This is a genomic window from Sinomonas sp. P47F7 (assembly GCF_049332655.1).
Lineage (GTDB): Bacteria > Actinomycetota > Actinomycetes > Actinomycetales > Micrococcaceae > Sinomonas.
On record NZ_CP186327.1, the window covers coordinates 3,623,172 to 3,642,997 of the forward strand.

The 19,826-nt window shown below is 71.0% G+C and carries 20 protein-coding genes; 7 read left to right on the forward strand and 13 right to left on the reverse strand.

The window, feature by feature from the left end; genetic code table 11:
• Positions 1-36 precede the first annotated feature (36 nt).
• The 5 genes from ccsB to ACOKR1_RS17035 are packed head-to-tail and all read right to left on the reverse strand — an operon-like array spanning position 37 to position 4,943.
• Positions 37-1,125: a c-type cytochrome biogenesis protein CcsB gene (ccsB, locus tag ACOKR1_RS17015; protein WP_422934110.1), complete on the reverse strand. Its 1,089-nt coding sequence runs from the start codon at positions 1,123-1,125 to the stop codon at positions 37-39.
• A complete protein-coding gene (gene resB, locus ACOKR1_RS17020; protein ID WP_422934111.1) occupies positions 1,125-2,900 on the reverse strand; it encodes a cytochrome c biogenesis protein ResB in 1,776 nt (591 codons plus the stop codon). The genes ccsB and resB overlap by 1 nt, the downstream gene beginning before the upstream one ends.
• A complete protein-coding gene (locus ACOKR1_RS17025; protein ID WP_422934112.1) occupies positions 2,900-3,652 on the reverse strand; it encodes a cytochrome c biogenesis CcdA family protein in 753 nt (250 codons plus the stop codon). The genes resB and ACOKR1_RS17025 overlap by 1 nt, the downstream gene beginning before the upstream one ends.
• Before the next feature lies 1 nt (position 3,653).
• Positions 3,654-4,274, reverse strand: a complete 621-nt coding sequence (locus ACOKR1_RS17030; protein WP_422934113.1) for a TlpA family protein disulfide reductase — start codon at positions 4,272-4,274, stop codon at positions 3,654-3,656.
• A complete protein-coding gene (locus ACOKR1_RS17035; RefSeq protein WP_422934114.1) occupies positions 4,275-4,943 on the reverse strand; it encodes a histidine phosphatase family protein in 669 nt (222 codons plus the stop codon).
• A gap of 246 nt (positions 4,944-5,189) precedes the next feature.
• On the opposite strand from ACOKR1_RS17035, the gene ACOKR1_RS17040 reads away from it, so the two are divergent.
• The 3 genes from ACOKR1_RS17040 (at position 5,190) to ACOKR1_RS17050 (ending at position 7,445) form a co-directional block, all read left to right on the forward strand.
• Positions 5,190-5,738, forward strand: coding sequence for a YceI family protein (locus ACOKR1_RS17040; RefSeq protein ID WP_422934115.1), 549 nt, complete (start codon positions 5,190-5,192; stop codon positions 5,736-5,738).
• Between the two features lie 258 nt (positions 5,739-5,996).
• The gene (locus ACOKR1_RS17045) at positions 5,997-6,770 is read left to right on the forward strand and encodes a hypothetical protein (RefSeq protein ID WP_422934116.1); all 774 of its coding nucleotides are present in this window, start codon (positions 5,997-5,999) and stop codon (positions 6,768-6,770) included.
• Positions 6,771-6,830: 60 nt separating this feature from the next.
• Positions 6,831-7,445, forward strand: a complete 615-nt coding sequence (locus ACOKR1_RS17050; RefSeq protein WP_422934117.1) for a hypothetical protein — start codon at positions 6,831-6,833, stop codon at positions 7,443-7,445.
• Between the two features lie 3 nt (positions 7,446-7,448).
• Here the strand turns inward: ACOKR1_RS17050 and ACOKR1_RS17055 are convergent, their stop codons facing one another.
• Entirely contained in the window at positions 7,449-8,171 is a 723-nt protein-coding gene (locus ACOKR1_RS17055; protein ID WP_422934118.1) for a redox-sensing transcriptional repressor Rex, read from the reverse strand.
• Between the two features lie 117 nt (positions 8,172-8,288).
• Positions 8,289-8,543 (reverse strand): glutaredoxin family protein, encoded by a 255-nt coding sequence (locus tag ACOKR1_RS17060; RefSeq protein WP_422934119.1) that lies wholly within the window; start codon positions 8,541-8,543, stop codon positions 8,289-8,291.
• A 49-nt stretch (positions 8,544-8,592) separates the two neighbouring features.
• On the opposite strand from ACOKR1_RS17060, the gene ACOKR1_RS17065 reads away from it, so the two are divergent.
• Positions 8,593-9,402: an HAD family hydrolase gene (locus tag ACOKR1_RS17065; protein WP_422934120.1), complete on the forward strand. Its 810-nt coding sequence runs from the start codon at positions 8,593-8,595 to the stop codon at positions 9,400-9,402.
• A 106-nt stretch (positions 9,403-9,508) separates the two neighbouring features.
• Here ACOKR1_RS17065 and ACOKR1_RS17070 read toward each other — a convergent pair whose 3' ends face one another.
• The 4 genes from ACOKR1_RS17070 to ACOKR1_RS17085 form a co-directional block, all read right to left on the reverse strand.
• The gene (locus ACOKR1_RS17070; RefSeq protein ID WP_003792170.1) at positions 9,509-9,607 is read right to left on the reverse strand and encodes a 30S ribosomal protein bS22; all 99 of its coding nucleotides are present in this window, start codon (positions 9,605-9,607) and stop codon (positions 9,509-9,511) included.
• 175 nt (positions 9,608-9,782) lie between these two features.
• A complete protein-coding gene (locus ACOKR1_RS17075) occupies positions 9,783-9,995 on the reverse strand; it encodes a helix-turn-helix domain-containing protein (protein ID WP_415855620.1) in 213 nt (70 codons plus the stop codon).
• A 136-nt stretch (positions 9,996-10,131) separates the two neighbouring features.
• The gene (locus tag ACOKR1_RS17080) at positions 10,132-11,289 is read right to left on the reverse strand and encodes a 3-deoxy-7-phosphoheptulonate synthase (RefSeq protein WP_422934121.1); all 1,158 of its coding nucleotides are present in this window, start codon (positions 11,287-11,289) and stop codon (positions 10,132-10,134) included.
• 342 nt (positions 11,290-11,631) lie between these two features.
• Positions 11,632-12,660, reverse strand: a complete 1,029-nt coding sequence (locus ACOKR1_RS17085; protein ID WP_422934122.1) for an acetylxylan esterase — start codon at positions 12,658-12,660, stop codon at positions 11,632-11,634.
• A gap of 133 nt (positions 12,661-12,793) precedes the next feature.
• On the opposite strand from ACOKR1_RS17085, the gene ACOKR1_RS17090 reads away from it, so the two are divergent.
• The 3 genes from ACOKR1_RS17090 (at position 12,794) to ACOKR1_RS17100 (ending at position 16,269) form a co-directional block, all read left to right on the forward strand.
• Positions 12,794-13,867, forward strand: a complete 1,074-nt coding sequence (locus ACOKR1_RS17090; RefSeq protein WP_422934123.1) for a LacI family DNA-binding transcriptional regulator — start codon at positions 12,794-12,796, stop codon at positions 13,865-13,867.
• Entirely contained in the window at positions 13,864-14,988 is a 1,125-nt protein-coding gene (locus ACOKR1_RS17095; protein ID WP_422934124.1) for a dienelactone hydrolase family protein, read from the forward strand. Before ACOKR1_RS17090 ends, ACOKR1_RS17095 begins: the two co-directional genes overlap by 4 nt.
• Before the next feature lie 171 nt (positions 14,989-15,159).
• Positions 15,160-16,269, forward strand: a complete 1,110-nt coding sequence (locus tag ACOKR1_RS17100) for a M24 family metallopeptidase (protein ID WP_422934125.1) — start codon at positions 15,160-15,162, stop codon at positions 16,267-16,269.
• A gap of 323 nt (positions 16,270-16,592) precedes the next feature.
• Here ACOKR1_RS17100 and ACOKR1_RS17105 read toward each other — a convergent pair whose 3' ends face one another.
• Both ACOKR1_RS17105 and ACOKR1_RS17110 read right to left on the reverse strand, forming a co-directional pair.
• Positions 16,593-17,699: an IS110 family transposase gene (locus ACOKR1_RS17105; protein WP_422934126.1), complete on the reverse strand. Its 1,107-nt coding sequence runs from the start codon at positions 17,697-17,699 to the stop codon at positions 16,593-16,595.
• Between the two features lie 576 nt (positions 17,700-18,275).
• Positions 18,276-19,778 carry an aldehyde dehydrogenase (NADP(+)) gene (locus ACOKR1_RS17110; protein ID WP_422934127.1) on the reverse strand — a complete coding sequence of 501 codons (1,503 nt, stop codon included), beginning with the start codon at positions 19,776-19,778 and terminating at the stop codon, positions 18,276-18,278.
• Between the last annotated feature and the right edge of the window lie 48 nt (positions 19,779-19,826).

Here is a 19,826-nt window from a genome sequence, read left to right on the forward strand (position 1 = left end):
CGAAAGGCCCTCACCGCGGCGGAGGTGCGCCTGAGATCAGCCGGCGCTGACCCCGCCGTACGAGTGGAGGCCCGTGAAGTAGATGTTCACCACGGTGAAGTTGACGATGATGCACACGTAGCCGACGATCGCCAGCCACGCGGCCCGGGTCCCGGTCCAGCCGCGCGTGGCCCGCGCGTGCAGGTACGCCGCGTACACGACCCAGATCACGAAGCTCCACACTTCCTTCGTGTCCCAGCCCCAGAACCGGCCCCACGCCTTCTCGGCCCAGATCGAGCCGAACATGACCGTGAGCGTCCACCCCACAAACGCGATCGTATTGATGCGGTAGGAGAGCGTCTCGAGAGTGAGCGCGTTCGGCACGAGGCCCATGAACCCGCCCCGGTCGAGCCCGCCCGCGGCGATCTTCGCCTCGCGGCGCGACTGGAGGAGCTGCAGGACGCCCATCGAGAACGTCAGCGTGAAGAGCGCCGAGGACAGCACGGCGATCGAGACGTGGATCACGAGCCAGTAGCTCTGGAGCGCCGGGACCAGATGCCCCACCGGCGTCCAGAACGCGACGGCCGCGGCCACCATCATGACCACCGCGAGGCCCAGAACGAACGTGCCGAGGAAGCGCAGGTCACGCCGGATGAGCACGATCAGGAACACCGCGACGACGAGGAACGCGCCGGTGGTGCAGAACTCGTACATGTTGCCCCACGGGACGCGCCCCGCGGCGATGCCGCGCGTCACGACGCCCGCCGCATGGATGATGAGCCCGAGGAGGCTCAGGGCCACGCCAACGCGCGCGGCGGCCCGCCGCGACGTGTACGCGAGGCCGGCGTCGGCCACTTTGGCGATCCGGCTTCGGGCGGGCGGGGCCAGGGTGGGCGGGGCGGGAGGAATGTGCGACGGCGCAACCTGGCTTCCGCCGTCGGACGCGCCACCGGCCATCGCCGGGATCTTCGCGGCGGCCGTGCTCTCCCTCGTGGCCTCGGCGAGGCGCGTCGCGTCCTGCTGGGCGGTCTTGCCGCTCGTGGCCATGTCCCACGCGAAGGCGAGGAACGCGATGACGTACGTGCCGGCCGCCAGGAGCATGAACAGCTCGCTGTAGGCGCCGAGCGTCTGGTTGATGGGGAGCATTACGCGCCCTTCCCTGAGGTTGAGTCTGTCCTATTGTGCGCCTCGTGCGTGGAAGCCTCGTGCGTGGAAGCCCCCTCCGGGGGCGATTCCTGCTCGGGCAGGCCCCACGCCTTCGCGAGCGCGGCGCGCACCGACCGGCCCTCCGCCGCGAGGCCGTGATCCTCGCCGCGAGCCAGGAGGCCGTACTCGATCATCGTGCGGCCGTCCTCGTGGTCGCCGAAGCGCAGCCACAGGCGGCGGCGCGGCACGAACAGCGAGCAGACAAGTCCGGCGAGGGAGAACAGCGCGAAGATGAGCGCGTACTCCTGGCCGGGGTTGTGGTGGATGTCGAGGGCGACGTACCGCTTGAGGCCCTCGAAGCTGACCGAGCCCTGACCGTTCGGGAGCGTGTACGACTGACCCGCGTCGAGCACGATGCCCTTCGCGGGGAGGTCCCGCCCGTTGACCTGCTTGAGCTTCGAGACGTCGAGCGCGTACACGTTCTGCGGCGTGCCCTTGTCGAGCCCGAGGTCGCCCACGTACGAGTTGAGGCTCAGCTGCGGCTTGAGCGGGTCCGGGTCGGCGCTGTACGAGACCCCGTCGTGGCCCACCACGGCCGTCGGCAGGAAGAAGCCCACGAAGCCGAGCTGCGACGGCTTCGCGTCCGGGGCCTTGATGACGATCGTCGACGTGTAGACCGTGTCCGTCGGGATGGACGGGATGGGGCCCTGGTACGCGATCTTGCCGTCGCCGCCGCGGACCGTGATGACCGGGGCGTAGCCGTTGCCCACGAGGTACACGTCCGTGCCGCCGATGCTCACGGGATCGTTGACCTTGAGATCCTGCTGCTTCGCGGCGGAGTCGGGCGAATCCTTCGTGGTGAGGTGCGCCGTGAAGTCGAGCGGCTGGCCGAAGTGCGCGGCCGACTCGCGGTCATAGCGGACGTCGAACTTGTCCAGCTGGAGCGAGTACGGCGCGAGCCACGACGACTGGAAGTTCGTGCCCGGATTGAACTGGTCGTAGCCCACGAGGGTGTTCACGAACGTGTCCCCCTCTACGAGCGTGCGCTGGCCGCTGTACCCGAAGAGGCCCCCGATCGCGACCGAGATGAGCACGCCGACGAGCCCGCTGTGGAAGCACAGGTTGCCGAGCTCCTTGAGGTAGCCGCGCTCGGCGCCCACCGAGGCAAGGGCCGCGCGGCCGCGGGAGGCGGCGGCAGCGGCGTCGTCGCCCGCGGTGCCGGACGCGCCGTCGTTCGCCGCAGGCCGCACATCAACGCGGTAGCCGCGCTTCCTCAGGAGGGCCGCGGTCTGCTTCGCGGCCTCCTCGGCGCCCAGCTCGCTCTCCGCAGGGACCACGAGCGTGCCGTAGACCGGGAGCCGCGAGAGCCGCGCGGGCGTGCGCGGCGGCTTGGACCGCCACGCCTTCCAGTGCGCGATCGCGCGCGGAATCACGCATCCGATGAGCGAGACGAACAGCAGGAGATAGATCGCGGAGAACCAGACGGACGAATACACGTCGAATATCTGGAGCTTGTCGAGGATCGGCCCGTAGTCCGGGTGATCCTTGAGGTACTGCGTGACTGCCGCCGGGTCGGCCGGGCGCTGTTTGAAGAGCGAGCCCGGCACAGCGGCCACGGCGAGGAGCAGGAGCAGGAAGAGCGCCGTCTTCATGCTCGTGAGCTGGGTCCATGCCCAGCGGAGCATGCCGAGGATCCCGAGGGCGGGCAGGGCGACGTCGTCGCGCTGGGCGTTGCGCGGCTTCTTGGGCTTCGGGTTCTGGGTCTTCAGGCTCATCAGATGGGCGGCCTCACGGTTCCGATCCACAGCTGCAGCTGCGAAATCCAATGGCTCCACACGCCTGAGACGATGAGCACGCCGATGAGGATCAGCATGCCGCCGCCGAAGACCTGCAGTGCCCTGCGGTGCTTCTTGAAGAATTTCAGCGCGCCCATGCCGCGGCGGAACGCGAGGGCGATGAGGAGGAACGGCACTCCCAGGCCGATGCAGTAGACAAAGGTCAAAAACGCGCCCTTGTAGGCGGTCGGACCGTCCGTGAACGCGAGCAGCTGGACTGAGGCGAGGGTCGGGCCGATGCACGGGACCCAGCCAAGCCCGAACGTGATCCCCAAGACAGGCGCGCCCCACAGGCCCGCGCGCGGCTTCGCGTGGACGCGCGCCTCGCGCTGGAAGATCCCGAGCCCGCCCATGAACACGATGCCCATGAGGACGACGACGATGCCCAGCACGCGCGTGAGCCACACCTGGGAGGTGGCGAGCCACGAGCCGAGCTGGCCGAACACGGCGCCGGTCGCGACGAAAACCACCGTGAAGCCGAGCACGAACAGCGCGATTCCGGCCACCATGCGGCCGCGCTTCTGCTTCTCGAGGTCCACGCCCGTGAGGCCCGTGACATAGCCGAGGTAGCCCGGGACGAGCGGCAGGACACACGGCGAGAGGAACGAGACGAGCCCCGCCAGGAGGCACACGGGCACCGCGAGCAGGAGGGAACCGTTGAGGACGGCGTCGCTGAAGGTGTTCGCGCCCACGCTACTCGGCCGCCGCCGTGTCGATGAGGGCCTTGAGCGTGCTCTTGTCGAGCTCGCCGAGGACCCGTGCGGAGACGCGGCCCTGCTTGTCGAGCACGAGGGTCGTGGGGACGGCGCCCGGCGGGACCATGCCGGACACGGCGAGGAGCACGCGGCCGTCCTGGTCGTTGAAGCTCGGGTAGGTGATGCCGAAGTTCTGCTCGAAGGCGTCCGCGGTGCCCTGCTCGTCGCGCAGGTTCACGCCGTAGAACACCACGCCCTTCGGCGAGTATTCGTCGTGGAGCTGCTTGAGGGACGGCGCCTCGACGCGGCACGGCGCGCACGCTGCGAACCAGAAGTTGAGCACCGTGACGTGGCCCGCGAAGGACGCCGAGTCCACGGTCTTGCCGTCGTAGAGCGTGCCCTTGAACGAGACGGGCGGCTTGCGCGAATCCTTCGCGTATTCGGTCACGGAGCCGTCGCCGGCCACGTAGTTCTTGTTGTCACCCGCGCGGGCCTGGGAGGCGAGCGGATCATTCGCCGCACAGGCAGAGAGGCCCACGGCCGAGAGTGCTGCCGCGGGAAGCGCGAGGGCGGCGAGGGCCAGGACGCCTCGACGCGTGGGATGTGCTGCGCCCGCCATTCAGGCCCCCGGGGTCGTCGCGGCACCCGGGAGCAGGGCGGCGGCGGGCTCGGTGTAGCGGATGGAGATGACGGCGCCGGTTGCGGAATCGACCGTGAGGCTCGTGAGCGAGGCGAGCGTGCACTCGCGCTTGCGGGGGTCGTGCCACAGGGCGCGGCCCTCCGACTTGAGGCGGGCCGTCCAGATGGGCAGCTGGTGCGCCACGAGGATGGCCTCCGCGCCGTCTCCCCCGCGTTCGACGGCGGTGCGCGCCGCATCGGCGACCGCGGCCAGGACGCGAGCAGCCTGGGCCTCGTAGGGCTCGCCCCACGAGGGCCGGAAGGGGTTGACGAGGTACGGCCAGTGGCGGGGCCTCGCGAGTTCGCGCGGGCTCACGTGGAGGCCCTCGAAGTGGTTCTCCGCCTCGATGATGCGCGGCTCGGTCGCGATCTCGAGCCCGAGGGCGGCGGCTGTCGGGGCCGCGGTCTCCTGGGCCCGCGTGAGAGGCGAGGCCGCGAGCAGGACGATCCGGCCGCCGTCGTGCGCTTGCTGCGCGAAGTGCTCGGCGACGCACGCCGCCATCTGCCGGCCGCGCTCGGAGAGGTGGAACTCCGGGAGCCGGCCGTAGAGCACGCCGGTTGGGTTATGCACCTCGCCGTGACGCAGCAGATGGACGGTGGAAGAAGGCATGGCATCCAGTTTCTCAAATGTGGGAGGCCGTGGCGAAATCGTCCGGACGGGAAGGGACGTGGCCTCCGCTTCATCATTCTACGGTCAGTAGAACTACAGGCCGATCCCGAGAGTTCCCTGTGAATTCCACCACAGGGGGTGGCGGAAGATGCATTTGCATGGATAGCATGGTCATGTTGGTTGACACTTCAATCATCTGAGTCTCCAACCCAAAAGCTCTAGCACGCCACCCTCAAGGAGATTGACATGACCGTTCCTTCCGGCATCACCACTGGCCTCTGGACCCTCGACATCGCCCACAGCGACATCGCGTTCACCGTCCGCCACGCGGGCATCAGCAAGGTCCGCGGCCGCTTCACCGACGCGGCCGGCAGCGTCAACGTGGGGCACAGCCTCGCGGAGACCAAGGTCAACGCCTCCGTCAAGACTGCCTCGTTCGACTCGGGCGATGTCAACCGCGACGGCCACGTCAAGGGCGCCGACTTCTTCGACGTCGAGGAGTTCCCGGAGATGACGTTCGCCTCGACCGCGATCGAGCACAACGGCGAGTCCTACGACGTCACGGGTGACCTCACCATCAAGGGCGTGACCCAGCAGGTGACCATCGAGACCGAGTTCAACGGCGTGGCCGTGGACCCGTTCGGTACGACCCGCGCCGGCCTCTCCGGCGAGACGACGATCTCCCGCAAGGAGTTCGGCCTCACGTGGAACGCCATGCTCGAGACCGGCGGCGTTCTGGTGAGCGACAAGGTCGTGATCACGCTCGACCTCGCGTTCACGGCTCCCCAGGCCTGAGCCTGCTCTACCCCGCTGCGGCGTCGGTCCGGGATTCCCGGGCCGGCGCCGCACGTTTGTGATCGGGCTGCGCGCTCGAGCCCGCTTGTCGTTTCCCCATCGCTCTGAGCACGGCGTGTCGCGCCGAAACACGCGCTTTGTGGATCGAGAAATGGGGACGAAAGTTCCCAGCGGATGCGAGGGCTGTGCCGGTAGGGTGAGGAATGGCGGGGACGGGACATTCAGGTCCGCTCCGCGGAGCCGACCGGAGGAAGCCAGATGAGCACGCCCCAACAGCCCGACGAGCCGCAGACGCCTGCGCCACATGAGCCGGAAGGTTCGCGCCCGGCGCCCCGGTACGGCCAGTACGCGCCCGGCTACGAGCCGCAGGCAGGGCAGCCTCAGCCGCCGCAGTACGGGCAGGCTCCACAGTACGGGCAGCAGCCTCAGCCGCCGCAGTACGGGCAGACTCCGCAGTACGGTCAGCAGCCCCAGTACGGCCAGCAGCCCCAGTACAACCAACCAGCCCAGTACAGCTCCGGCTACGGTACGCCGGTGCCTAGTGCCGCGGCCCAACAGTCGGGCGTCAACGTGGCCTTCTGGCTCCTCATCGCGACGGCGGCCGTCGAGGCCGTGCTCGCGATCTTCGGCCTCGCGATCAACAGCGCGGTCGACCTGCGGGCCATGTTCACCGAGCAGACGAGCAGCCGCTCGACGGCCATCACGTACGAACAGTTCCACCAGATCATCCTGACCGTCCTGTGGATCGTGTTCGTCGGTGCCCTCGTCAACGCCGCCGTCCTCGGGCTGTGCGCCGCGTTCCTGCGCCGGGGCCGCCGCTGGGCGCGAATCCTCGGGACGGTCTTCCTGTGCCTCTCGGTGCTGAGCGTCTTGAGCTCCGGATTGTTCGCGCTCATCACCATCGCCCTCGCGATCGTGACGATCATCATGCTCTTCCGCCCGACGGTCTCCGCGTACATCGCAGCGCACAACGCCTTCGCGAACCCCTACACCGAGCCGCCCCGCACGTTCGGCAACCCGTACGGCCAGTAATCCCGCCGCAGCACCACCGACAGCACCCACAGGCACGAGTCCGTTGGAGAGGGACGCACCATGACTGATGGCTATTCCGGCCCCTGGCCGAGCCAGCTTCCGAGCGGCTCGTTCCCCGGCATGACCCCGCCGCCCGCAAGGGTCCGCCGGCCGGCGACCGTCAAGGTCTCGTTCTGGCTCATCGTCGCCGCCGCGGTCGTCCCGCTGGTCCTGCTGCCGTTCACTCTCAACGTCGTGAGCGACTACGTCAACACGGTCCTCGCGCAGTCGGCGATCCAGTCGCGCCGGGCCCTCCCGCCGGGCTTCGCCCAGCAGTTCTCGCAGATGATGGTCCCCTTCGCGTGGGTCGGCGGGTTCATCGGGCTCGCGGTTCAGGTGCTCCTGGCGCTCGGCATCTGGACCGGGCGCAACTGGGTCCGGATCCTCCTGACCGTCCTCGTGGGGCTCAACGTGCTCGGCTCGCTGTCCGGGCTCGCGCTCGGACTCGCGGTACGTGGCTTCGTCTCGGCTCCCGGCTACCTCGCGACGACCCCGTACGCGACGATGACCCCGCTCTATGGCGTGGGTCTCGCGATCTCTGCCGTGCAGGCCGTGGCGATCATCCTCGCGTGGCTCCCGACGTCGAACTTCTTCTTCGCGATGTCGAAGGCCGTACGCTCCGGCTACCGGCGGTAGCGCCTACACGCCCTCGGCGGGTTCGCCGAGCGTGTTCTCCCCGGTCTGGCCGCCAGCCTCGCCACGCTGGGCGTGATACGCGAGGATCTGCAGTTCGGTGGCCATGTCGACCTTGCGCAGGGTCACCCCCGCGGGCACCTGCAGGATCGTCGGCGCGAAGCTCAGGATGCTGCGCACGCCGGCCGCGACCACGCGGTCGCACGCGGCCTGCGCCGCGGACCCCGGGAGCGCGAGGACGGCCATGTTGGCGCGCGTCCGGCGGAAGATCGCCTCGAGGTTCGCCGCGTCCGTCACCCGCAGCCACCCGACCTCGTTGCCGATGAGCTGCGGGTCCGTGTCGAGGAGCGCCACGACCTCGAAGCCCCGCGTCTCGAAGCCGCCGTACCGGGCGAGCGCGCGGCCCAGGTTGCCCGCGCCGACGATCGCGACGCGCCAGTCGCGGGTGAGGCCGAGCGCCGCGGAGAGATGCTGCAGGAGGTTCTCGACCTCGTACCCCACGCCGCGCGTCCCGTAGGAGCCCAGCTGCGACAGGTCCTTGCGGAGCGTCGCCGAGCTCACGCCGGAGGCCTCGGCGAGTTCCTCGGAGGAGACCCGCTCGACCGCCTCGGCGACGAAGCCGTTGAGCGCGCGGAGATAGATGGTCAGACGGGCGACGACGGCGCTCGGCAGCCGCTTGGCCGGCGGCACCACGGGGGCATCGTCGGGTGACTTCGCTTGAGACGTCACGGCGCACCACTCTTCCCCGTCGGCGGCCGCCGTCCGGCGCACCGCTGGCTCATTCCGGTCCGACTCACTCTAGAACCGCCGCACCGCGCCGCCCAAAACTGCTGCTCCCCAACAAGCTCAGCCCCGCGCCGCCGCCGCGACCGTCCGGCGCAGGCGCGCCTCATCGATCCGCCAGAAATCGCGCTGCACGCCGTCAACAAGCACCACCGGGACCTCCTCGGCGAAGCGCGCGGCGAGGTCGGCGTCGTCGTCCGTCAGGCGCTCCGTCCACTCAAGCCCGGCATCCGAGGCGACACGCGCCACGACTTCGCGGGCCGCCTCGCAGAGGTGGCACTCGCGCCGGGCGACCAGGACGATCTCGGGAGTGCGCATGCAACAACGGTAGCGCGGCCCATGGTGCGGGATTGACTAGACTCGGATCATGCCTGCCGAGAAGACCGTGCCTGTGCCGGCGCGACCACTCCCGCAGGCACGGCCCACCGAGGCCGCGTTCTTCGACGTCGACAACACGCTCATGCGCGGCGCAAGCCTGTTCCATGTGGGCCGCAAGATGTACGAACGCGGCGCGTTCACGCTCCGCGAGGCCGCGGGCTTCGCGTGGAAGCAGTTCACGTTCCTGGTCCGTGGCGAGAGCCTGGACGACGTTGAATCCGTCAAGACTTCCGCCCTCTCGCTCGCGGCAGGGATTCGTGTCGAGGACATCGCGACCGTGGGCTACGAGGTGTACGACGAGATGATCGAGTCGCGCATTTGGCCCGGCGCGAAGGCGCTCGCCGAGCAGCATCTGCGCGTGGGGCGCCGCGTGTGGCTTGTCACGGCGACGCCGATCGAGGTCGCGTCCGTGATTGCCGAGCGGCTCGGGCTCACGGGGGCGCTCGGCACCGTCGGCGAGATTGAGGACGGCGCGTACACGGGGCGGCTCGTGGGCGAGATCCTGCACGGCAAGGCCAAGGCGCTCGCCGTCGCGGAGCTCGCGGAGCGCGAGGACCTCGACCTTGCGCGCTGCTGGGCGTACTCGGACTCGCACAACGACATCCCGCTGCTGAGCCTCGTGGGGCACCCCGTCGCGATCAACCCGGACGCGAGGCTGCGGCATCACGCGAATGCGCACAACTGGCCCATCTACGATTTCCGCGCCGGGCGGCGGGCCGCGACGCTCGGGCTCAAGCTCGCGACCGTGGGCGGCGCCGTCTACGGCCTGTGGAGGAGCTACACGAGGTTCCGCCGCTAGCCGTCAGGTGCCGATCCGAGTCGGCGTGCCCGAAACGACTCGAGGCCCGCTCCCCTGTGCAGGGAACGGGCCTCGGTGTACCGGCCTCGATGAGAGGCGGCGCCGACTACTTCTTGTTGCGGCGCTGGTGACGAGTCTTGCGAAGCAGCTTGCGGTGCTTCTTCTTGGCCATACGCTTGCGGCGCTTCTTGATAACCGAACCCACAGAAGTTCCTAACAGTAAGTGGTGCCCCCGGGCCGCTGGCCGGGCTCCCTCGGGGGCCGCTTGCAACCAACTGCTGGTGACGTGACGTAAAACGTTCCTGAACAGAATACAGCACTCAACGCGAGCGCCCGACCGGCCGAAAGTCCTACGAACCCGACCCGGCGCCCCGCGAGGCTCAGGCGGTCTCGCTGTGACCGTCGACGGCGGCGCGGCGCACGTACTCGTCGACGGCAGCCTCGGGCACGCGGTAGGAGCGCCCGAAACGCACGGCGGGCATGTCGCCCGAGTGCACGAGTCGGTACACCGTCATTTTCGAGACGCGCATCATCTCCGCGACCTCGGCGACCGTGAGGAAGCGTGTGTTCGCGAACTCCCCCGAACCAGCCATCTTCAGTTCCTTGCTCGCCGTCGACGCAATCCCCATGAGGCCCGCTCGACGACGTGACTGTTGCGTGCCCTCACTGTGCATGTGCTAGCTACTCTAGATGCTGGAGGGACTGTTGTGAAAGTGGTATTTGCCCTTGTCATGACGCATTTCCCCGCACGGACCGGCGCAGACGTGCCGCCTCCGCGAGCTGCTCGAGCACCTGAACCGTGACGTCCCACTCCATGCACGCGTCCGTGACCGACTGCCCGTAGACGAGCTGGTCCCGGCCAGCGGCGTGGGCGGCGACGTCGAGGGGCTGGGCCCCGCCCACGAGGAAGCTCTCGAGCATGACCCCGGCGATCGCGGAGCCCGCCACACCGCCCGCCGCGATCTGGGATCCGATCTCGAGCGCGACCTCCGCCTGGCGGTGGTGGTTCTTGCCGCTGTTGGCGTGGCTCGCGTCGACGACGAGGCGCGGATTGAGGCCCTTGGCCGCGAGCGTCACGGAGGTCGAGGTGACGGACGCGGCATCGTAATTCGGGCCGGACGCGCCGCCGCGGAGCACGAGGTGAGTGTCAGCGTTGCCGGAGGTTGAGACGAGCGCCGCGCGGCCGTCGTCGTCAATGCCGAGGAAGGCCTGCGCCGCGGCCGCGGCACCGCACGCGTCGATCGCGACCTGGAGCCCGCCGTCGGTGCCGTTCTTGAAGCCCACCGGCATGGAGAGGCCCGAAACGAGCTGGCGGTGGATCTGGCTCTCCGCGGTGCGGGCCCCGATGGCGCCCCACGCGATCGCGTCCGCCGTGTACTGAGGCGAGATCGGCTCGAGGAACTCCGTGGCCGTGGGCAGCCCGAGGCCGAGGACGCCGAGCAGCACCTCGCGCGCGGCGCGCAGGCCCGCGGCGATGTCGTGCGTGCCGTCGAGGTGCGGGTCGTTGATGAGCCCCTTCCACCCGACCGTGGTGCGCGGCTTCTCGAAGTACGTGCGCATCACCACGAGGAGGTCCCCGCGGTGCTCGCGGGCGACGGCGGCGAGGCGGCGCGCGTAGTCGAGCCCGGCTTCCGGATCGTGGATCGAGCAGGGGCCGACGACGACGAGCAGGCGGTCGTCGACGCCGTCAAGCACGGCGCGCACCTCGTCGCGGCCGCGGGCCACCGTGGCCTCGGCCTGGGCCGTGAGCGGCAGTTCGGCGAGGAGCTCCGCGGGCGTGGGCAGAGGCGTGAACTCCGCGACGCGGAGGTTGCCGGTGCTGGATTTGAGGGCGGTACTGGATTTGAGGGCGGTGCTGGATTTGAGGGCGGTGCTGGACGCGTTCATGGGTTCCTGTCTTCCTCCCGACAGGACCCTAGCGTCAGAGCCTGCCTGGAACGGCGAAGGGCAGGGACCGTAGTCCCTGCCCCGTCGGCTCTGAAGGTTGGTATGCGCGAATCTACGCTTGGCCCTCCAGAGCCAACGCAAAATACGCATACCAACGCTTGATCATGCGAGAACACTACGGCATGCGCCCCGATTGGCCCAACCCCGCGAACGTGACGGCGCAACCGGAGGGCACCCTGCGGAGGTGACGGCGCAACCGGGGTGCACCCCGCGGAGGTGACGGCGCAACCGGAGGGCACCCCGCGAACGTGACGGCGCAACGGGAGGGGCCGGGGTGGGCCCTCAGCTGAGCAGCTTGCGCAGCCACGCGAGCTGCCGCGCGACGTGGTGCTCTCCCCCGCCCTCGTGGTTGTTGAACGCGTACTCCTCGATCGACTTCTCAACTGGTGCCGGGGCGTCGGCGCCGAACTGGTTGTACGTCGCGTAGACGGTCGACGGCGGGCACGTCGTGTCCCGCAGCGCGACCGAGAAGTAGGCCGGCACGCGCGCGGCGCGGCCCAGGTTGACCACGTCGAAGTACGGCAGGGTCGCGAAGGCCGCCTCGACGTGGTCGCGGTGGCGCACGAGGTACCGCTCGAGCTCGGGGTACGGGCCGGTCGTCGCGACGTCGAGCGCGCGCGGGTAGTCCGCGAGGAAGTTCACGTCCGGCAGGCAGGCGATGACGCCGTCGACCCTTCCCGCCGCGAGCCCCGCCGCGGCGACCGCGAGCCCGCCGCCCTGGGAGACGCCGTGGACGGCGACCCGTGTGGGGTCGACGGCCGGATGGGCCTGGACGGCCTCGATCGCGCGGACCGCGTCGGTGAAGATGCGCCGGTAGTAATACGTCTCGCGGCTCAGGATGCCGCGCGTCATGAGCCCCGGGTAGTTCACGCCGCCCGCGCTTGGGTGCGGGTCCGGGGTCTCCCCGAGCTGGCCTCCGTAGCCCTGTCCGCGCGAGTCCATGATGAGCATCGCGTAGCCCGCCTGCGCCCACAGGGTGTTCTGGTGCGCGAGCCCGCGCCCGCCCGAGTAGCCTAGGAAATGGACGACGGCGGGCAGAGACCCCCGCTCCTCCCCCGCCAGCGCTGCCTCGTCGCGGCGCGCGGGAAGGTGCAGCCAGGCCTTGATGGGGTCGCCGCCGTAGCCGGCGAACGTGACGTCGTAGGTCTCGATGAGGGGCAGGTGCGTCTCGACGCGCTCGAAGCGCGCGTCGAGGGGGTGCTCTTGCGCCTCGGCGATGGTCGCGTCCCAGAAGGCAGTGAGGTCGGCGGGAAGCGGGCTGCTGCCGCGATACGCGCGCAGCTCGGGCAGGGGCAGATCGGTGGCTGGCATAGCATGGAATTCTAGCCCGGAAAGCGCTTTCTGGCACCCCTCCCGATGGCGGTAACCGGTTGCTAGACTCGACGAATTGGGGGGGCGACTCGCGCCCCGTGGACCGGCCCCGCGCGGCCGCACAGGAGGTCACATGGCACGCACCACGCACGCCGGACGGCACGTGACGATTGCCCACGTCGCCGAAGCCGCAGGGGTCTCCCGCGCGACCGTCTCCCGCGTCATGAACGGCCTCGCGACCGTGGACCCCGAGATCGGCCGCCGCGTCCGCGAAGCCGCCGAACAGCTCAACTACTCCCCGAGCACCGTGGCCCGCAGCCTCGCGATGGGCCGCACGCAGACGGTCGCGATCGTGGTCCCGGACCTCGGCAACCCCATGTTTCAGGAGACTCTCCGAGGCCTGAGCCGCGCGGCTGCGAAGGCCGGCTACCGAGTCCTCGTGGCCGACTCGATCGAGAACCCGGACGAGGAGGTCATCCTGGCCCGCGAGGCGCGGCGCCGTTGCGACGCCCTCGTGCTCGTCTCGCCGCGTATGGATTCCGCCGTGCTCGGCGACCTCCTCCCGGAGCTGGCCCCCGTGGTGCTCGTGAACCGGGAGAGCCCCGTGCCCGGCGTGCCGAGCCTCGCCGTGGACTACGGCGCTGGGATCCGCGCGATCGTCTCGGAGCTCCAGCGGCTCGGGCACCGGCGCGTCGCGTACCTCGCGGGGCCGGGCGGTTCATACGGCAACCGGGCTCGCCTCGAGGCGCTGCACCACCTGCTCGCCGATCAGAGCCCCGAGATCATCGAAGTCCCATGCGGCGCGATGTTCGAGGACGGCTACCGGGCCAAGGACGCCGTGCTCGCGACCGGCGCGACGGCGGCGGTGTGCTTCAACGACCTCGTGGCGCTCGGCCTGCTCGGAGCCCTGCACGAGGCCGGTGTGGACGTGCCGGGCCAGCTCTCCGTGACGGGCTTCGACGACATCCCCTTCGCGCGCTTCGCCTCCCCCGCGCTCACCACCGCATCCGTGCCGCAGACCCAGCTCGGCGAGGAGGCGTGGGAACGTCTGTGGGCCGTGCTCAGCGACCGCGAGCCCGCGCACGACGTAACCGTCACGCCCCGCCTCGAGGTCCGCGCGAGCGTCGGCGCCGCGCCGGCGGACAAGGCTCGGGCCGGGGCTGGAAAGACTGGGGCTGCGCGCGCCGGGACCGTGGCGGACGCGTGAGCGAGGCGAGTAGCGCCGGGGCGACCAACGCCGCGGCGAGCGACGCGTGGGCCGGAAGGGCGGGTTGGGCGGGCTGGAAAAGCGACTTGACGGCCGCCGTCGTCCGCGAACGCGGCGCGGAACCGTTCGCTGAACAGGCCGACGCCCCCGCCGAGGCGCTCCGGGAGCGCCTCCTCGCGGCGATGGGCACCGTGCCCACGGCCCGCGAGGCCCAGGCGCGCACGGACGGCGAGTGGACGCGCGACGGCGTGAGCGGCAGCGAGCTGAGCTGGGACTGCGGCTACGGCCCGCGCACGCGCGCGTGGCTTCTGCGGCCGGCCGGCGAGACCGGCGCGCTTCCCGGCGTGCTCGCGCTGTTCGAGCACGGTGGGGTGAAGCTCACGGGTCGCGAAAAGCTCGCCGACGGGCCGCACGGGCTCACGGGAGAGGTCGCGGAGCTGGTCCGCGCGAGCCGCGCGTCCGCCTACGGAGGGCGCGCGTGGGCCGAGGACCTCGCCCGCCGCGGCGCCGCCGTCCTCGTGCACGACGTGTTCGGCTTCGGCTCGCGCCGACTCCCCGAGGACGAGGGCCCGCCGCGCCTCACCGAGGCGCAGGCCGCGAAGGTCGCGGGGCTGCTCGGGACGTCGTGGGCCGGGCTCATCGCGGGCGAGGACCTCCTGGCGCTGTCCGTGCTGCGTTCGCTCCCCGCGGTCGACGGCGGCCGGGTCGCCGCCGTGGGCATGTCCGGCGGGGGCGCGCGGGCTGGCGCCCTGCGGGTCCTCGCGCCCGAGCTGCGGGCCACGGTCATCGTCGCGATGATGAGCACGCTCGAGGCCCTCATCCCTGCCCACACGGACACGCACGCGTGGACGTGGCTCAGCCCCGGGATCGGTTCGGCGGGAGACTGGCCGTCCGTGGTGGGCTCGTGGACCGAGAATCCTCTCCTCGTGCAGTACGGGCTCGAGGACCGGTTGTTCCCGCGCGACGGCATGATCGCCGCGGACGCGCAGCTGCGCCGCCGCTTTGCCGCGCACGGGCGGGCTGCGAACTACACCGGCTCGCTGTTGCCCGTGGGGCACGTATTCACGCTGGAGATGCAGGACGCCGCCTGGGAGTGGCTGGGCGGCGTGCTCGGGTTCTGAGGGCTCGGGCGGGGCCGCTCGTCGCGAGGCCGGAGGTCAGCGGCGAGACCGGAGGGTGTTCCGTGCGGTCTCGGGGGCTTGGGTCCGGGTTCGCATCACGAACACCGTTGACCTCGCCACGGCGTCCGTCTACGGTGGTGAGAAACCGATTTCTCAGTCGTAAGGACGCCCATGACCTCCGAACTGCAGACCGTCCCGTCAAACGCCGTCGAGGGGCTGGACGAGCACCTCGAGAAGCGCCGCCGCGTCCTGGAGCTGCTCGATTCCGAGGGGCTCGGCGCGGTGGCCCTCACGTCGCAGCCCGCACTCGCGTGGTACCTCGACGGCGCGCGCACGCACGTGAACCTCGCGGCGCCCCCGATCGTCGCTGCGGTGGTCTCGCGGGAGGGCGATCGGGTGCACGTCACGTCGAACGAGGCGCATCGGCTCGCAGTCGAGGAGCTCCCCGCGTGGGCCACGATCGTGGAGCATCCGTGGCACGCGAGCGTGACTGCCGCGGCGGAAGCCGAGGCCCTCGCCGCCGGCGGGGCCACAGAGGGCAGCCTCGAGTCCGGCCTCCGGGCCGCCCGGCAGCGGCTGACCCCCGCTGAGGTGGGCCGCTATCGCGAACTGGGGGCCAACGTGGCACACCTACTCACGCGCACGCTCGCCGCGGCGTCCCCCGAGCTGACCGAGCGGGAGCTCGCGGCGCGCGTCACCGCGGGGATCGTCGAGCTGGGCGCGGAGCCGACCGTCGTGCTCGTCGGCGGGGCCTCACGGGTGTCGGACCGCCATCCTCTGCCGACCGCGGCGCCGCTCGGCGAGCGCGCGATGGTGGTCGTGTGCGCGCGGCGGCACGGGCTCATCCTCAACGCGACCCGCTGGGTGCGGTTCGGGAGGCGCGGCGAGGCGGAGCTCAGCGCCGACCGGCGCATCCTCGAGGTCGAGGCCGCGTACCTCGCGGCGTCGCGTCCCGGCGGTTCTCTCGCGGAGGCGTTCGCGGCGGGTGCGGCCGCGTACGCGCTCAACGGCTTCGGAGCCGACGAGTGGACCCGCCACCATCAGGGCGGCGTGGCCGGCTACGCGGGGCGCGACCCCCGCGCGGCCCCGGGCGTCGACGTGCTGCTCGGCACCGACGTCGCGTTCGCGTGGAACCCGACCGGCCCCGGCTGCAAGGTCGAGGACACGATCCTGAGCACGGACGCGGGCTTCGAGGTGCTCTCGGCCGATCCGGAGTGGCCGACCGTCACCGTCGACGTGGCGGGCCAGCCGCTGCAGCGGCCGGACGTCCTCGAGGTCTAGGCTCCGCTGATATGTAGGTCGTGCGTGTCAAGAGCCATAGGTGAGCGGCTCCCCGGCATGGTTGGTTGCGGGGGCCGCTCAATGGGGGGGTGCCGCCCGGTGGTGGAGGGGCGCGTTGGCGGGTCTTGTTCCGACTGGCGTGGTCAGGCTGATATTCGCGGGTTGATTACCGCATGACGATTGTTCGGCCGGGAGCGCTTCCGGTGTCTAAAATCGGGCGTCGACAGGGTGTGCGCCTGTCTGCCCATAGCGGCGGTTCCGGGTTCGCTCCTCCGCGTGCCGCCGCGTCGCCTCCGCCTATCCGGGGGGCACGTCGTTGTCAGTCATGCGGCGGCCATGGGCTCTCCTGGCTGAAGGGGCGCGGCGAGCGACCAGCACCAGCCGGCCAGTTCACGGGCAACGGCGGTGTTCGCCTTGACCGGCATCTTGTGCCGGGCATCGAACTGTTCCCACTTCCTGTGCAGGCGGTGGTTGCCCTCGATGGCTCGGATGCGGGTGGCGGGGTCGACGAGCTCGAACTGGCACAGCAGCCGGTCTCCGGGGCGGGCATAGGGGCGGCGGTGCTGCCAGGCCGCCTCGACCAGCAGCTTCCGGGCGTAGGAGCTGCCCGCCTTGGTGATCGGCCCCTGATGGCGGGACTGTCCCGAGGACTGCTCGCTGGGCACCAGGCCCAGGTAGGAGCCGATGGAGGATCCGCTGAAACGGGTCCAGTCCCCGATCTCGACCGCGAGCCCGAACCCGGTCGTGGCCCGGATGCCGCGCAGGCACATGAGCGCATTGATCACCGGCGCATACCGGCACGCCGCGGCGATGCGCTCGAGCTCCATGTCGATGCGCTTCAGGCGTGCCTCGAGCATCTCGGCCTGCTCGACCTCAGCTGCGTAGGCGAACTGCAGCACCGGGTCCCCGAGGACCTGCCGGTGCAGCCATGCGCGGTGCACGCCTGTCCACTTGGTCCCCTTCGGGTAGCGCAGGCCATGACGCAACAGGATGGCGTTGAGGTGCTGGCGGGCATGGGCCAGGTCCCGGGCCGCGGTCGCACGGAGCCGGGAGAGGTCCCGCAGCGCCTCCGTTTCAGGATCCGGGATCCGCACCTCGGTGACGGCGCCCACCGCGAGCATCTCCGCCAGGACCCGGGCGTCACGGCGATCCGTCTTCACCCGGTCTCCCGGGGCGTGCAGCAGCTTGGAGGACGCGGCGACCACGCAGTCGACGCCGCCGGCCCGCAGGAAACGCGCCAGGACATACCCGGTCGGACCGGACTCGTAGACAGCCCTGACCGGCGGATCGAAACGGCGTATCCACGCCAGCACCGCCACCGGATCGGCGGCCATGACCTGCCGCGTGACTTCCCCGGTCTCCGGGGTCAAGGCGAAGGCGACGACATCCACCGCGTGGACATCGAGACCGACGAAAGTATGCTCGAACATAGCCGGGACCTCCCAAGACTCACATGTGGCACTGCCATTGCAGCCCCCGACCGGCCTTCGGGCCAACGTCCGGCGACAATGGCAACCCACGACACTGTGACAGAGAAGGCCCCGGCCGCTTCTCCATGCCCGTTCCGGATACAGGCCATGACCGCCTGGACCAAGGTCCTGCGGCGCCGCATCACACACGAACGCAGCCCTCATGCCAAGCCGGCACCGCAGGACCGGCCAGGCGACAATGGCCATCCGATCGGGCAGGGCACCCGAGGCTGTGATCTCAACTCATATTGTCTAAAGCGCCGGCCTCCCCGGTTTCGCCGCCAGCCTCCCCGGTTTCCCGGCCAGCCTCCCCGGTTACTCTGCCGGGCTCCCCAACTTCTCAGCCGGATCCCCCTTCTCGGCGACCACGGCGGAAGGCGCCGCCCGGGATCGCAGGCGAGCGGCGCCGTCGTCCGCTGTGAGGCTGGGACGGTAGGCGGAGAACCCGGGGAGGTTGGAGGAGAAGTTGGGGAGTCTGGCGGGCTCAAGACAGCAAGAAGGCCGGCCCTGATGGGGGCCGGCCCTCCCAGCTGCCAGTCAGACGGCCTCGCGGGTGAGCACCCCGTCGACGCGGCGCTGGATGCCGAGCGGGTTCTCGTCGCGCAGCGCCTCGGGCAGGACGGCCCGCGGCGCGTCCTGGAACGTCACGGGCCGCTGGAAGCGCCGCGCGGCGGTCGCGCCCACGGACGTGTGCAGCGCGGACGTCGTGGCCGGCCACGGGCCGCCGTGATGCTGCGACCACGTGACCGCCACGCCCGTGGGCCAGCCGCCGAACAGCACGCGCCCGGCGCCCTCGGCGAGCCGCCCGGCGAGCTCGGTGACGTCCTCCCCCGGCTCCGCGTGCAGCGTCGCCGTGAGCGAACCGCCGACGGCGGCGAGGACGGCGTCGCGGTCGTCGCGGCCCGTGTAGCGGACCAGGAGCGTGACGGGGCCGAAGCACTCCTCGAGGAGCACGCCCGGCCGCTCGAGGACGCGCGCGGCGTCGACCGCGAGGACCACGGGCCGCGCGGAGCCCGCTGAGGCCTCCTGCGCCGCGTCGCCGAGGATGATCTCGGCGCCGCCCTCCTCGACAAGGCGCCGCACGCCCTCGGGGAACGCCTCGGCGATCCGCGCGGTGAGCATAGGGCCGCCGCTGTGCGCCGACGCCTCGGTGGCGAGCGCGGACTCGAAGCCCACGCGCCCCGGCACGAGCACGAGTCCGGGCTTCGTGCAGAACTGCCCGACGCCGAGCGTGAACGACGCCGCGAGTCCCGCCGCCAGCTCGGCCGTCCGGGCCGCCGCGGCCGCGGGCGTGATCACCACGGGATTGATCGAGCCGAGCTCGCCGTAGAACGGGATCGGCTCGGGGCGCGTGCTCGCGAGGTCGAACAGCGCGCGGCCGCCCGAGAGCGACCCCGTGAAGCCGACCGCCTTGATGCCCGGCGCCTGCACGAGCGCGCGGCCCGCGTCGCGCCCGAGCACGAGGCCGAAGATCCCCTCCGGCGCGCCAGCCGCGGCGAGCGCGTCCGCGACGATTCGCGCGGTCCGCACCGAGAGCTCGGGGTGCCCCGAGTGACCCTTGACGACGACGGGGCAGCCCACCGCGAGCGCGCTCGCCGTGTCGCCGCCCGCGACCGAGAACGCGAACGGGAAGTTGCTCGCCGAGAAGACGGCGACGGGCCCGATGGGCCGGAGCACGCGGCGCAGGTCCGGCTGCGGAGGCGTCGCGGCACGGTTGGCGCGGTCGATGACGGCCTCGAGATACGCGCCGTCGCGCACGACGGCGGCGAAGAGCCGAAGCTGGCCCGTGGTCCGGGCTACCTCGCCCGCGAGGCGGGGCAGGGGGAGGTGCGATTCGCGGTGGGCGATGGCTACGAGCTCGTCGCGCGCGGCGTCGAGGGCGTCCGCAGCGGCTTCGAGCCACGCGGCGCGCTCCGCGTCGGACGCCGCGGCGGCCGGACGGGCAGCCCGCACGGCGGCGCCGACGACGGCGGCGACCTGCTCGGGCGCGCTGTCCTCGGGGCTCGCGGGGATGAGGGATTCGGTCGGGAGGGCGGTCATGATGGGCTCCTCAGGAGAGTGGGGGAGAGACGGTGGGCGGTTGGGGGG

What these genes read in the sequence shown, in the direction of transcription:
- ACOKR1_RS17060 (WP_422934119.1), bottom strand. Translation starts at nt 8,543, where the DNA reads ATGCGCACTCCCGAGATCGTCCTGGTCGCCCGGCGCGAGTGCCACCTC.
- ACOKR1_RS17090 (WP_422934123.1), top strand. Translation starts at nt 12,794, where the DNA reads ATGGCACGCACCACGCACGCCGGACGGCACGTGACGATTGCCCACGTC.
- ACOKR1_RS17045 (WP_422934116.1), top strand. Translation starts at nt 5,997, where the DNA reads ATGAGCACGCCCCAACAGCCCGACGAGCCGCAGACGCCTGCGCCACAT.
- ACOKR1_RS17110 (WP_422934127.1), bottom strand. Translation starts at nt 19,778, where the DNA reads ATGACCGCCCTCCCGACCGAATCCCTCATCCCCGCGAGCCCCGAGGAC.
- ACOKR1_RS17075 (WP_415855620.1), bottom strand. Translation starts at nt 9,995, where the DNA reads ATGGCTGGTTCGGGGGAGTTCGCGAACACACGCTTCCTCACGGTCGCC.
- ACOKR1_RS17100 (WP_422934125.1), top strand. Translation starts at nt 15,160, where the DNA reads ATGACCTCCGAACTGCAGACCGTCCCGTCAAACGCCGTCGAGGGGCTG.
- ACOKR1_RS17030 (WP_422934113.1), bottom strand. Translation starts at nt 4,274, where the DNA reads ATGGCGGGCGCAGCACATCCCACGCGTCGAGGCGTCCTGGCCCTCGCC.
- ACOKR1_RS17050 (WP_422934117.1), top strand. Translation starts at nt 6,831, where the DNA reads ATGACTGATGGCTATTCCGGCCCCTGGCCGAGCCAGCTTCCGAGCGGC.
- ACOKR1_RS17035 (WP_422934114.1), bottom strand. Translation starts at nt 4,943, where the DNA reads ATGCCTTCTTCCACCGTCCATCTGCTGCGTCACGGCGAGGTGCATAAC.
- ACOKR1_RS17065 (WP_422934120.1), top strand. Translation starts at nt 8,593, where the DNA reads ATGCCTGCCGAGAAGACCGTGCCTGTGCCGGCGCGACCACTCCCGCAG.
- ACOKR1_RS17080 (WP_422934121.1), bottom strand. Translation starts at nt 11,289, where the DNA reads ATGAACGCGTCCAGCACCGCCCTCAAATCCAGCACCGCCCTCAAATCC.
- ACOKR1_RS17105 (WP_422934126.1), bottom strand. Translation starts at nt 17,699, where the DNA reads ATGTTCGAGCATACTTTCGTCGGTCTCGATGTCCACGCGGTGGATGTC.
- ccsB (WP_422934110.1), bottom strand. Translation starts at nt 1,125, where the DNA reads ATGCTCCCCATCAACCAGACGCTCGGCGCCTACAGCGAGCTGTTCATG.
- resB (WP_422934111.1), bottom strand. Translation starts at nt 2,900, where the DNA reads ATGAGCCTGAAGACCCAGAACCCGAAGCCCAAGAAGCCGCGCAACGCC.
- ACOKR1_RS17040 (WP_422934115.1), top strand. Translation starts at nt 5,190, where the DNA reads ATGACCGTTCCTTCCGGCATCACCACTGGCCTCTGGACCCTCGACATC.
- ACOKR1_RS17085 (WP_422934122.1), bottom strand. Translation starts at nt 12,660, where the DNA reads ATGCCAGCCACCGATCTGCCCCTGCCCGAGCTGCGCGCGTATCGCGGC.